Source organism: Enterococcus sp. DIV0840 (assembly GCF_050527835.1).
In the GTDB taxonomy this organism is placed as follows: Bacteria; Bacillota; Bacilli; order Lactobacillales; family Enterococcaceae; genus Enterococcus_L; species Enterococcus_L ureasiticus.
The window spans coordinates 443,245-456,988 of sequence record NZ_CP172876.1 but is presented as its reverse complement, the minus strand read 5'-3'; the positions used below and the strand labels follow the sequence as shown (position 1 = coordinate 456,988).

The 13,744-nt window shown below is 37.0% G+C and carries 9 protein-coding genes; 2 read left to right on the top strand and 7 right to left on the bottom strand.

All coding sequences use genetic code 11. The annotated features are described in order from the left end of the window. Nucleotides 1-154 precede the first annotated feature (154 nt). Genes IGL98_RS02260 through IGL98_RS02245 form a run of 4 tightly spaced genes read right to left on the bottom strand, consistent with a single transcriptional unit; the run spans nt 155 to nt 6,339 of the window. The gene (locus IGL98_RS02260) at nt 155-1,450 is read right to left on the bottom strand and encodes a family 20 glycosylhydrolase (RefSeq protein WP_206912615.1); all 1,296 of its coding nucleotides are present in this window, start codon (nt 1,448-1,450) and stop codon (nt 155-157) included. Next, nucleotides 1,447-2,316, bottom strand: a complete 870-nt coding sequence (locus IGL98_RS02255) for an ROK family protein (RefSeq protein ID WP_206841253.1) — start codon at nt 2,314-2,316, stop codon at nt 1,447-1,449. The genes IGL98_RS02260 and IGL98_RS02255 overlap by 4 nt, the downstream gene beginning before the upstream one ends. An 18-nt stretch (nt 2,317-2,334) precedes the next feature. Next, nucleotides 2,335-5,025: an alpha-mannosidase gene (locus IGL98_RS02250; protein ID WP_206912606.1), complete on the bottom strand. Its 2,691-nt coding sequence runs from the start codon at nt 5,023-5,025 to the stop codon at nt 2,335-2,337. 24 nt (nt 5,026-5,049) lie between these two features. Then, nucleotides 5,050-6,339, bottom strand: coding sequence for a glycoside hydrolase family 125 protein (locus tag IGL98_RS02245; RefSeq protein ID WP_206912604.1), 1,290 nt, complete (start codon nt 6,337-6,339; stop codon nt 5,050-5,052). Between the two features lie 160 nt (nt 6,340-6,499). On the opposite strand from IGL98_RS02245, the gene IGL98_RS02240 reads away from it, so the two are divergent. Next, complete coding sequence (locus IGL98_RS02240) at nt 6,500-7,534, top strand: GntR family transcriptional regulator (RefSeq protein WP_206841264.1); 1,035 nt, start codon at nt 6,500-6,502, stop codon at nt 7,532-7,534. 3 nt (nt 7,535-7,537) lie between these two features. After that, nucleotides 7,538-9,679, top strand: a complete 2,142-nt coding sequence (locus IGL98_RS02235; RefSeq protein WP_206912602.1) for a GH92 family glycosyl hydrolase — start codon at nt 7,538-7,540, stop codon at nt 9,677-9,679. Nucleotides 9,680-9,785: 106 nt separating this feature from the next. Here the strand turns inward: IGL98_RS02235 and IGL98_RS02230 are convergent, their stop codons facing one another. From IGL98_RS02230 to IGL98_RS02220, 3 genes are all read right to left on the bottom strand, one after another. Beyond that, on the bottom strand, nt 9,786-11,282 hold the full coding sequence (locus tag IGL98_RS02230; protein WP_206841268.1) for a response regulator transcription factor: 1,497 nt from the start codon (nt 11,280-11,282) through the stop codon (nt 9,786-9,788). 96 nt (nt 11,283-11,378) lie between these two features. After that, nucleotides 11,379-13,103, bottom strand: a complete 1,725-nt coding sequence (locus IGL98_RS02225; RefSeq protein ID WP_206912594.1) for a sensor histidine kinase — start codon at nt 13,101-13,103, stop codon at nt 11,379-11,381. Beyond that, nucleotides 13,096-13,710, bottom strand: a complete 615-nt coding sequence (locus tag IGL98_RS02220) for a YesL family protein (RefSeq protein ID WP_206912592.1) — start codon at nt 13,708-13,710, stop codon at nt 13,096-13,098. Before IGL98_RS02220 ends, IGL98_RS02225 begins: the two co-directional genes overlap by 8 nt. Between the last annotated feature and the right edge of the window lie 34 nt (nt 13,711-13,744).

Here is a 13,744-nt window from a genome sequence, read left to right as displayed (position 1 = left end):
ATTCATTCTTACACGAAATGTTAACGCTTTCTTTCGTGATTATAAATAGACAAACTATAGTATTTATATCAAAAAGTATAGGTTTCTTTCATGACCCTCCATAAAAAAAGCTGAAACATTGAGCTTTACGCTTTATATTTCAGCCATCCTCTGATTAAACGTTATACAAATGAAAAGAGAGACCTTCCATTAATTTTACAAGATCTGTTATTATCTCTTTTTCGTCTTTCGCTTCCGGATTGTCACACCAGACTGCCAAAGCTGCGCCTTTGATTTTGCTCTGTTGTTCTGAGGGTATCTGCTGTTGTGAAGCAAACAAATCTGGCCGCCACTCTTGCTTTATTTTCTCAATTGTCGGATACGTGTATCCCGCATTTTCTCCAAGTACGTAATAGAGATAGTTATCATTGAAATTAATGACAGAATAGCCCTCATCCACAAATGTTTGCACAGAGGCCATTTGTTTTTGCCACTTAGTCCAATAGGTGATCTCAACTTCTTTTGTCAGTGTAGAGCTTTTACCCCTTCTGAAAAATGCGTCGTTCCAAACTCTAGGAATAAAACCGTGACCTTTAACAAAATTCGCAACGGTGTTGACATACGCTTCAAATTTTTTTATTCCTTCGTCCGCCAATGCAGGATACTGTTTAATCTGATCAAAATCAACAAACTCATCTCCACCAATATGAAAATATCGGCTGCCAGCAAATAACAGCATATATTCCTGATACAGCGAAAGTGCGAATGCTACAGCTTTTTCGTTTGTGATGTCTAACGCAGACGGAACTTTGTGGATTTCTCCATACATATTTTCTATAGATAATTGCCAATCAGGAGATTCTTTCAACAAGTGCTCCATATGTCCCGGCGTATCAATATCAGGAATAATTTCAATCGATAGATATTCAGCATAACGAATCAGTTCTTTTACTTCAGTAGTTGTTAAAAATTTTTCTGAAACTAGCTCTGGATAATTCACTGATTCAATCCGAAAACCAGTGTTCTCGGAAAAATGCAACTGTAAGTAATTAAATCCATATAACGCCATTTGCTCCAAAATCAGACGTAGCCCTGAAGGAGAAAAATATTTCCTGCCAATATCCAACATAATTATCCGCTCAGCCAAATCATCATGAAATGTTCCTGGTTTGATTTCAGCGTCTGTTTTTAATAGCTTTGCTAGGTACATAGTGGCTCGAAAAGCTGCCAACGGACATTTAGCTTTTATCATAACCGTTTCAGTCACCTCTAGAACAAAGGATGCTTTCCAATCTGAGGAAGAATTAACGACAACATGAGCTTCTTCAACTGTCTCTACAAAGTAGATTTTTTTATTTAATAACTGCGAGTATAGATAGGCAATTTTTTCCTTTTCTTTCGCAAAAGGCTGATCTAAAAAGAAGTAGATTTTTTGTAACTTAGCTAAGGAATCCGCTCTATGTTGTTTCATTCTAGACCTTTTTGTTCCTTTGCCAATAACAAGCAGCCCCTCGTTCCGCTATTATCACCTAAATCACAGCCGACAACATAATTTTCTAAATTAGGTAGCGAAACATAACCACCTAGTTGTTGCTGTAATGATTCACGAATTTTTGGGAAAAGTTGCGTTTGTTTCATTACACCACCACCCAAGATAATTTTTTCTGGCGAAAGCACTAATGTGTAGTTCATCAAAGCCTGTGCTAGATAAAAAGCTTCGATCTCCCAAACATCATGATCTATCTCCAATAATTGGCCTTTGACTCCTGTTCTTTTTTCTAAAGCCGGTCCAGCAGCCAGACCTTCTAGACAATTGTCATGGTAAGGACACGTACTTTCTAATCCATCAGCCTTATAGCGCTGAACGGAGATATGTCCCATCTCTGGATGACTAAATCCTTGCAAAACATCACCATTCACAACAGCACCGCCGCCAATACCCGTGCCTACTGTTAAGTAGATACAGCTTTGCGTTTTTTTCCCAGCACCTAAATGCATCTCACCATAAGCTGCTGCATTGACATCCGTAGTCCAAGCTATCGGGATATCGTAACGTTCTTTTAATGCGCCCAAAAGATTTACATTTTTCCAGCCCGGTTTCGGTGTAGATGTAATATAACCGTAAGTGCTTGATTGACGATTGACATCAATTGGCCCAAACGAACCTACTCCGAGAGCTTTTAATTGATAAGCACCAAAGAATGTATTGACTTGAGTCAATGTCGCTTCCGGTGTTGTCGTAGGTATGCTGATTCGTTCCACAATCTTTAATTCTTCATCCGCTACCGCACAGATAAATTTTGTGCCGCCAGCTTCGATTGATCCATAATACTCCATCAAAATCACCGTTCCTTCTTATCGGTCAAACCCAATTGTGCGAATTTCATAAGCATTTAGGGTTTTCATTACTTTCTCAGGTTGTTTTTCTTCTAGTAAATTCAATAAATAAGATGCTTCACTAGTATTTTTTTCGAGTTCAACTTCATCTTGTTCACCACTCATATTAAAGCCTCTGACAACAAGCATACGGTTATCTTCACTATTTTTCATTGCTGTTACAGCAAAAGTTTGGCCTTTGACAGTTAAATAAGTATCTTTAGCCTTTAATTGACCAGCATGTTTGGTTGTTTGCTTCACACTAAAAGGAATTTGTGCCGCATATGCTCGTTGATAAGTAGCATATCGAGTTGCTTCTTCTCCGTGAAAATCGATACCATAATTAAATGTATGTTGGCCCAAGCACTGTGCTTCTGGCGTTGGAAAATATCCCCAATCGCCCATTTCTCCAACAGCTCTTAAAAATGTTAAAGCGATCGTATTATTTCCAGGTAAAATTTCATATTCGTTCAAACCAAAATTAGAAATGGTCACGCCCGATTTTTCATCATGAATATTAACAAACGCATGCTGATGTTGAGGATTTGTTGGATTCTCCCAACTTTTGCTAACTTGATTAGGTCTTGTAACCACTTCGTAAATGCTGTCAGCTTCATGTGTATCAGTTTGAATTCCTGTTGGAAATAGCATCCGCAGACGATGATCTTTCACTTGATTGTCAAAGGTCGTTTCAAAACGTAAGTGAGTAGAATCTTTTTCCATCGTCAAGAGGGTTTCGATCGTTACTTCTTTCAGTTTTGATGAACGTCCAGATTTTCGATAACGGAAATCAACCACAGCTTTTTGTTCTTGCTCCAACAAATCTTCTGCCGCTTCTGGCAATATCATACGTTGAATAATTTTAACTTGAGCCACAAATGATTCATTTTTAACTACAGAAATTTCTGCTGGTTGTCCACTAGATAAAATAGGGTTCGCATCTTCTGGTTGTTTAAAAATATACTCATTGCCGATATCACCTGTGTCTTCGAGCGTCAATAACTTGTCATATTCTCTACCTGAAGATTTGTCTAAGACTTTGATCGTACCGTCTTCATTGATCGTAACAATTAGACAACTGTTTTCCAGTACATACTTTTCTGAATCTTTGATCATTGAATCTGCTTCTTTTACTTGTGTTTCCGTTTTTTGTAGTGCAAAAGTATTCCATGAAAAGGCTGGCATATCATTTATTGCCATCTCAACCTCGACATATTTAGCCATATACGGTACTCTAAAACGATCTTTAGGTAAATCATAGCCAAAACTAACTTCAGGATTTGAAATCAGGGCTGGTATTGTTTGTCCTTCTGAGTCGACTACTTCAAATATTGGCATCTCACTTTCAGAAAGTTCTTCCCACAGTTCATGAGGAATCCCTTCTCTGAATGGTTTTCTCTCGATTTCTACTTTTACTTTTACGATTTCCGATTTCTGATAGCCAGATGTATTGAACACAACAAACGAATGACTTGTTTCTGGGAATTTTTCTGTATCAACTGCCTTAGCCAAATGGGTCAATGCTTCTTCAGCTAAAAACTTCCCAACTTCATCTGCTTTTTCAAATCTAGGAATCATTTCACGGTGTACTTCATCCACAGAACACCCGCAAATACTGTCATGCGGATGGTTTTGCAACAATAGTTTCCAAGCATAATCTAGTTGATCATGGGGATAACTTTGCGTTAAATCATAGGCCATTGCAGCAAGTGGTTCTGTCACATTTTCTAGTTGTCGTTCTACTTTCGTGTTCCATTGTTTCAAATAAACTCTCGCTGAAGCCGTATTCGCTAAAGTAAACCATCCATCTGTCTCTTGACTCGTCAATTCTCCATGAACCGTTCCAACTTTTTCTGGCAAATCTTGGCCCATCTGCTCTAAATACTCATCAAAATTCGAGTGAATAAATTCATAATCAGGAAATAGTTCATTGGCTAAGGCGATTGCTTTTGTAACGTCTTTTTGAACCGGTTGATGATCGACGCCATTCATCATCAGCAAGTGATCAGTAGATGCAAACTTTTCGGCTTCCGCCAATTTTTGTGTCCAAAACGCTAAAGCAGCTTCTTTTTCAGCTGGTATCTCATTACCATTACTATACCAATTAGCAAACAACAAGCCTAAGATAGTACTGCCATCGGGTCCTTGCCACCACATTTCAGAATACTGAGACGTGTAATTTTCATCATCCAATACTTCATTGTTAAAACCAACTGGTTTTACGCCTCTACCAAAAGCTGCTGCGTCTAAACCTGCCTGCTTCATCATTTGTGGTGTTTGTCCCATATTGCCAAAGGTATCTGGGAAGTAACCTAATTTAACTGCGGGTCCCCATTTTTCGCTCTCTTTTTTACCAATCAGCATGTTGCGGACATTCGATTCAGAGCTGATCAAAAAATCATCTTGCAGGATATAAAATGGCCCAATTCGCAATTTTCCATCTGTAATCGCTTTTTGAACGGCCGCTTTTTGCTCTGGTCTAACTTGTAAGTAATCATCTAAAATAATCGTTTGTCCATCTAGATGAAAACTGTTAAAGTTCGGATCATTTTCAGCTAGCTCCAACACATCATCCATCAGCTCTACTAAACGCATATGGTGCTGTTCGTAAGGCATGTACCATTCACGATCCCAATGAGAATGCGAAATGATATAAACTTTTTTCTTCATGATTTTACGCTCCATTTCCTTCTTTTATCGCTCTACTCGAATGTCAAAGTAATCCATCACTAATTCGCAAAACATCATATTTGCCCACGAGAACCATTCCCGTGTATAGTTTGCAGGATTATCAACATCAAATCCTTCATGCATTAAATGAGTTCCACCATCATTTGCAACTAAAGAATTCAAGATTCGTTCTTTTTCTGCCTTGTCTTTTGTGGTCATCCCTTCCATTGCAAGAGCGATCGGCCAAATATAATTTTCTGGGGTGTGAGAACTTCCAATTCCTTTTGCACACTTTCCTTCGTAAAAATAAGGATTTTCTTTGCTTAAAACCGTTTTACGCGTTGCTTGGTAAACCGAATCATCAATCGTTGTATAGCCTAGATACGGTGCTGAAAGTAAGTTAGGAATATTGCTATCATCCATGATGCTGGCGTTCCCTAAGCCATCTACTTCATACGCATATACAAGTTCTCCACCTTGATTATCCGCTTTTCCGTATTCTTTAATTCCTGTATCGATCTCTTTTCTAAGTGAAGCCGCTTGTTCCACCAATTGCGGGTCTGATAATACCTCTGTAAAAATTTCTTCAATATAGCCTAAAACAACCACTGCAAACATATTTGATGGAACTAAATAGCCGTAGCGACAAGCATCATCACTAGGACGGAAACCTGACCACGTCATTCCTGTTTTGCCGACCTCGCTGCCTCGACCGTTATTTGGAAGCGTATCTTCTAATCGAGTTGTATCTCGTTCAAATGTATAAGGAGAATATTGGTGTTCTTGTTCTATCGCAAATACAGTCAGAATTTTTTTCACACCTTCAACAAAATTTTCATCGAATTGCTTTTTGCTACCAGTATTTTTAAACAATAAATAAGCTAACTGAACAGGATAACATAATGAATCAATTTCATATTTTCTCTCCCAAATCCAGGGATCCATCTTAGTATGATCGGTTTGATGTCCAGCACCATTTGGCGTTTCATTGAATGCATTAGCATATGGATCGATCGTGATATAGTAAAATTGCCGTTGGACCAGTCCGCAAATCATGTCTCTCAATTCATCGTCTTCTTTTGCGATAACTAAGTAAGGACGAACTTGAGCAGTTGAATCTCTCAGCCACATTGCAGGAATATCACCTGTTAATAAAAAAGTGGTCCCATCCGCTTGTCTTTTCACCGTCGTGGTCAATGTATTTGCAAAAGCTGCATTAAAATTTTCAGCCCAGCCAGCATGTTCTTCTCCACACAATTGAGTAATCTTATTCATAAATCCTTGAACCGATTCGGGTATTTTTTTATAAGTCATACTTACCTCCTGATATTTGATATATCATTTCACAACGAAAGTATATGCTAATGAAAGCGTTTTGTCTACTGTTTCATCAAATATTTTTGAATTGAACTCTTTTTCTTTCTATGTTACACTAACAACAATGATATATCATTTCACATTTAGGAGAACAACGATGTCAAAACCTTTATATAAAAAAATCATAGACGATTTATTAACAGCAATCGAAACTGGTCAATTGTCTGAAAATGCACAACTTCCTACAGAGAAGGAACTTTCCCAAACCTATAATGTCAGTCGCATCACTTCTAAACGCGCACTAACAGAGCTTGAAAATCAAGGGTTGATTTATCGCATCCAAGGAAAAGGCAGTTATGTACAAAAGCATAAACCAAGGAAGAAAAAAGTTTCTCGTATTTTATTTTTGATTCCATTCGTTAACGATCTTTCTCTTGGTAACTTCAATGAAGGTCTGGCACCTGTAACAAGCGAACATCATTATGAAGTCATCATGTCTTCAGCTGAGTTTTTGATCAACAAGCAAGCAGCTGATATCATTGAAGATTTCGATGGAATGATCTACTATGCTCACAACACTGAAGATTTTTTAGATACGTTATTTGAGCTATCTATTCAGCAATTCCCGGTAATCATTTTAGATAAAAAGATTCACGATCTACCTTATCCTACTGTCCAATCAGATAACTTTTCTGGTGGCGCAATGGCCACAAATTATTTAGCTGCTCTAGGACATCAACGAATCGCTTATATTTTCGGAGAACCGACTTTGCCTCAATCTGTGCGTCAGCGTTATTTAGGCTATATCCACGCAACCAAAGAGCAGCCCTTATCTTTTCATACGGCTTTAACAGACAAGCAAGCCTTTTTAAATGCCGATGTTATTGCTTATCTTCGTGAAAACGAAATTACCGGGGTCGTCTGCGAAAACGACTTAGTGGCAATTTCTTTAATGAATCAAGCTAAACGAGCCAATATTGATATACCAACTCAGCTGTCAGTTGTCGGCTTCGATAATATTCAAGCCTCTTCACTGATTGACCCTTCACTGACAACGATCGCCCAAGATTTTAAAGGGATGGGCAAACTTGCTGGTACAATGCTGATCGAATGGATCGAAAAGAAAGTGATCCCAACCGATCAACAAGTTTCAGTAAAACAAATTATTCGACACTCAACAAAGGAGACTTAATGGATGAAATCAACTTTGATCGATACTAGACATGGAACCGATAATCAACATTCTTTTTCAAATGGTAATTGTTTACCCTATACTGGTGTGCCTTTTGGTATGAACTATTTTGCACCTCAAACTAACGGAGATAACGGCAGTTGGTGGTTCAATCCTCGTGATCGCGTTTTTCAAGGTTTTCGTTTGACCCATCAGCCTAGTCCTTGGATGGGGGATTTTAGTTATTTGGTCATGTTGCCTTTTAATGGGACACTAAGTGAGTCGACTGTATTTCATGCTCAGTCTTCTTACCGACCAGATGAAAGCGTTTTTAACCCTAGTTATCTAGAAATTATTGCTCAACGGTACCAACTGACTACTCGTCTGATTCCAAGTATGTATGGCGGTGTTTTAACGACGAGCTATACACAATCAGATGCTGGATTTTTGCTTTCATTACCTGGAAAATACACGATTAACATCGAGGATGCTCATACGATTTCCGGCTCTATAATAAACTACGCAGGTTGTGAGGATAATCATTTTTCTTTTTATTTTACGATGTACTTTAAGCAACCTTTATTTTTTGAATCTCCTCTTGAGTTAAAGGGAGAAGATGATTCTATTGCTCTTTCATTTGGGGATATCGAGGAACAAGTTATACAATTTGGTACTTCTTTTATCAGTTTAGAACAAGCTAAATTGAATTTATCGCGTGAAGCTCATTGGCAACCTCAAGATTATCTATCAGATTCAAACGAACAATGGGCGCATTATCTGAATAAAATCGACATTCAGGACAAAAATCAGCAACGTCGTTCAACCTTTTATCATAATCTATATCGAGCTTTTTTATTCCCGCAAACATTCTATGAAAAAGATTCCGATGAACAAATTATCCATTACGATACCTTAGCAAAAAAAATAAAACCAGGATTTCTTTATACTAATAATGGGTTTTGGGATACGTATAAGACGGTATATCCTTTGTATTCGTTGATTGCGCCAGAAAAATACGCAGAAATGCTGGAAGGTTTTTTGAACAGTTATAGAGAAGGCGGCTATTTGCCTAAATGGCTTTCGCCAGATGAGCGGGGCTTGATGCCAGGAACGTTGATCGATGCAGTAATTGCTGATGCCGCAGTAAAAAATATTCGTCCTGATTTGATGCCTGAATTTTTAAATGCCATGATCAAAGGAGCAACGATTCAAAGTGAAAATCCAAATTACGGTAGACAAGGAACCAACGATTATTTGACATACGGTTATGTTCCTGCCGATTATCATGAGTCAGTAAATCATACCTTGGATTATTGTTATAGCGACTTTTGCATCAGCCAAGTTGCCAAGACATTGAATGAACCTACCACATCTGAGCATTATGAAAAAAAAGCCAAGAATTATTTAACAATTTTTGATCCTAACACAGGTTTTATGCGGGCTAAACAAACAAACGGAGCTTTCAAAGAACCTTTTAGCAGTCATCAATGGGGTGGCGATTATGCTGAAGGTAGTGCTTGGCAAAGCAGTTTTGCTGTGTATCACGACTTTAAAGGCTTGATTACAGCCTTTGGTGGGCCAGAAAAATTTCAGGAGAAGTTAATTGATTTATGTAATCAGGCACCGACGTTCGACGTCGCTGGATATGGTTTTGAAATTCACGAAATGAGCGAAATGGCGGCGATAGAGTTTGGTCAGTTAGCGATTTCTAATCAGCCAAGTTTCCATTTTCCATACTTGTTTAGTTATCTTGGTAAGCCAGAGTTTGCTCAGCCCTTACTAAAACAATTAATGATTCAAGAGTTTAATGATAGTCCAACTGGTTTCCCTGGTGATGAAGACAACGGCAGTATGGCCAGCTGGTATATTTTTAGTTCATTAGGCTTTTATCCTGTTTGTCCTGGTTCTGGCGAATATGTGATTGGTATGCCTTTGTTTGATAAAGCTGTTATTCATTTGTCTAGTGGTGAAACCTTGACGATTTCTACTAACCAAAATCAAGAGCAGCAACAATTTGTAGATCATATTCTTTATAATGGTTCGCTTCACGAGAGGTTAGTTTTTGACCACGACTCCTTGATGAACGGAGGAACGATTGATTTTAGTTTAGGGATTGTACCTAGACCAAGAATTTATACAGAAGAACAACTTCCATTCAGTATTTAACTAGATTCATTTTAGACAAATGAAAAAGCGAAACAAAAGGAACTATCCGTTTTGTTTCGCTCTTTCATTCCTAATGGACGGCAAGAAAAATACAACTCCTTCTTACTCACTCTTCACCCACTGAATCATAATGATGTTTGTATTTTTCTCGAAATTCTTTTGGTGTAAGATCGTTCATTTTTTTAAAAATCTGCGAGAAATATGTGCTGTTATTAAAGCCGATTTTATCAGCGATTTCGTTGACGTTGTCATCTGAATACAGTAACAGATTTTGTGCTTTTTTCATACGGTATTGGTTCAAATATTGAGAAAAACTCTTCTTGGTTTCCTTCTTAAATAGCTGTCCTAAGTACATCACATTAAGATGTAGCGATTTAGCCACACATTTTAATGTTAATTCACTCGTGTATTCAGAACGGATTTTATCGATAACATTTTGAACATTTTCTGAATAATCGTAGGCCATCTTTTCTCGAGTTATTTGTCTGACTGTAATCGATAAGATCTCATGTAGTTTATCTGCATTCGATGAATGATTGATATCATCCAAAACTTGCTGGTATTCCTCTTCATCTAAATGATTGAACCTGCGATAAATATCCATAAAAAGCATAAAAGTAATATGGCGAACATCTTCTGGACGAGCACCGATTTTTTGAGTTTTCGCAAAGATTTCAGCAATCGTCGTCTCAATCGTGGTAAAATCTCCAACCATCAATGTTTTGTTAAAATTTATGATGTCCGCTGACAGATCAAAGTCATCTGAAAAGACAGAATATAATACATTACTGCCACTTGCTTCATAAAACTTATAACGCTGCAATGTTTGGTTAGCTTTTTCATAACTATCCGGGACATCTTCCCAGTCGCTAACGGTCTCACCAACACTTATCAACCAACTATCATCCTCATCTGTTTGTAAAGGATTTGCCGTTAGAAGCTGATTTAATTGATATTTACCACCTTTAAAAATATGTACAATCAAACTTTTATCGCCTAGATTTCGTGAGAAAAATAATGATTGTTGTTGTTCTTCCAGCCACTTGATCACTTTGACCTTATTTTCACGGGTTACTTCAACTAACAAAACCGTCCAATCAGCTTTTTCTGTCGTATTGACCACTTGATCCAATTCTTCATAACTATCCGTATCGATCTCACCATTCACCCATTGCGACAATAAAATTTCACTATATAAGTCATTTCTAGTCTCCTGTTGATTGCGATTATCTAAACGTTTCTTTGCCTTTTTGACACTTTTTAAAAGTTCTAATTTGTCCACGGGTTTCATCAAATAATTGATGGCCCCCAGCTGTAATCCCCCTTTTAAAAAATCAAATTTCTGATAACCTGAAAGGATCATAAATTCAAATTGACGTGCCTCTTTTTGAGCAGCTTCAATAAACTCTAGCCCTGTCATTTCCGGCATAGTGATATCTGTGATCACTAGATCAATGGACTCTGTCTCCATCAGCGTTAAAGCTTCTTTCGCATTTCTAGCTGTCCCTTTGATTGAAAAACCTTCAGCTTCCCAAGAAATAATTTTTTTTAACCCATTCACGATCATATATTCATCATCCACTAGTAAAACGTTATAATTCATTTTATCACTCCTTTACTCCTACAATCACTCTTCACAGAATGATTTTGCTGTGAAATACAGAGAATATTTTTATGAGTTGATCGCTATCCTTACTTTTTACGAAGTAGGCTCATTGAAAGAAAGTTCTATTGCAATGCCTTTTGTTTCATTTTGCGTGATTGCCATAAAAAAAGAAGGACCAAAATAAGCACGCAACCGTTCATTTACATTTTGCAGTCCAATCGAATCGTGTAGTTCGATCTGCTCGCTTGCAAGTTTACCTTGAATTACTTTCAGTTTCTGTAAAGAGATACCTTTACCATTATCACGTATCAAAATCCGCACTTGTCCATTCACCAAATGAGCTTTGACGCTGATTGCATTATCATTTCTAGAAAAATCGATCCCATGGACAAAATAATTTTCAATCAATGGTTGAATCGAAAATTTTGGTAAAACTAGTTCCTCTAATGCTTCATCGATTTCAAAGTGATAGGCGATCCGATCTGGATACCTCATTTGATACAAGTACACATACTTTTCGCAAAAACTCAGCTCTTTTTCTAGTGTTGTTGTTTTTGCCTGATCCGTATTATTTCGTAGCAATGTTGAGAATGCATACACAACATCTGCCAGTTCCTCGCTACCCTCACTTAATGCATACATCCGAATGTACTCTAATGTGTTATATAAGAAATGCGGGCTAATTTGAGACTGCAATGCTCTCATGTGAGCATCCTGTTGTTTAATTTCTAGTTTATAGATATCCGCAATATATTGTTCAATGTTATCCAACATCGTATTGATTCCTTTTGAAAGTTCCTTTAATTCAAATTGTGTCTCCTGATCATTGATCCGCGTATTCAGATCCCCTTTAGAAACAAGTGCCATCGAGCTCATAATAATATCGACTTGCTGAGAATATTTAGTAAAGGTTCGATATAATAAATACAACAATAATAATATTAAAATCAAACCGCCTAACATTAAAATGCGCAAATCAAAAAAAACATGCTTCAAAATCTTTCCCTTAGAAACGGTTACTAAAATATCAAAACCGCTCGTTGTTTGGAGATGCTCTAATATATTTTTTTCTTCCAACTTTTGAATTGGTAATAGAGATGTTTCAGCCATTTTTTGTTGAATCAGCTTTTGATCAAATGCGTCATTTTTCTCTGTATACGTCAATAGTTGATAGCCTGTATTTGAAAATACATAAGCGGATAATCCGTCAAATGTCGTTAAATGAGTCAAACTATCCACGATATCTTTTTTAGAAAATTCAACATAGAAGCTCCCTAATACTTCCAAAGTTACTGGATTAGTGATGGGATAAGCTAAATAAAATTTGTTGTTTAAACGAGGGGTTCCACTGATTTTTCTGCCGCTCTTATCTTCAGCTGTAGAAAGATAATAGTCAGTATAATTGTTCAATACCATAATGATCGATTCGATGTTATCGTACATCGTATAAAAATTTTTCACTTGGCTAGGTAAAAATAGATAATTTCCTGTTTCCAATTGTTGATCGTAAGAATAGTTCAAATAACTTGAAATCGAAAAATCCATATAGCGATTTAAGTTGTTGATCTTCTCTTGATTATCTATTAAACCATTCAACATCGTTTTCCCTTGTAAATTCTTATCGTTGAGCGATTGGCCGATCGTATCGACTGCTTCTTGCGCTGTATTTTCCCCTCTTCCCATCGATTGCCAATAGGTATTCATCCCAATACTGACCATACCGATCAAAATCAACGAGACCAGAATCAAGGCATAATTTTTCAGCAGTCGGTTCAGCAAAGTTTTTTCATTAAAGGAAGAAGGTTTCTTTTTACGCATGAAGTTCCAATCGTTGATCTATTGTTTGCCGCCACGATTTGGTCGCAGTGAAACTCCAAATTTGAATCATAGAAAAAGTGCCAAATAAAATCAAGCCTTTGAATTTCCAGGTGACAAATAAAATCACACTTACACCGATTGCGATTTTTAATAAATTTGTAAAATTAGATAACGTTGAGATAAATGCTAGCTTTAACAAGTTCTTTAAACCAATTTCATAATAGCTATCTAATAATAACGAGTATTGGAACGTAACAGCTGCATAGATCATGGCAAAAACTAAGAGAAAATCAATCATTAAAAACGATAATCCCTGAATTTGAACCGATAAAAATAGATTATATGCTAATAATGCTAACAATAAAAGTAACGCATAAAAAATAATATTTCCCCTAATGAAATTACGCTTAAAACTAACCCAACCTTCTTTTAACGTAATGTCTTTGTAGTTGAATTCATGACTGACAAATAATTCATTGACTGTTTTCAAGGCTGGTCCCACCCCTGCCACAATCAAGCCACAGCAGCTAAACAACCAAAAGAATAAATTTAATTTTACGATGACCCATATCTTAATGAATAACGTTTCTAACGCTTTTCCAACCATCTAACTCTTCCTTTCTACTTCTCTATTAGTATAA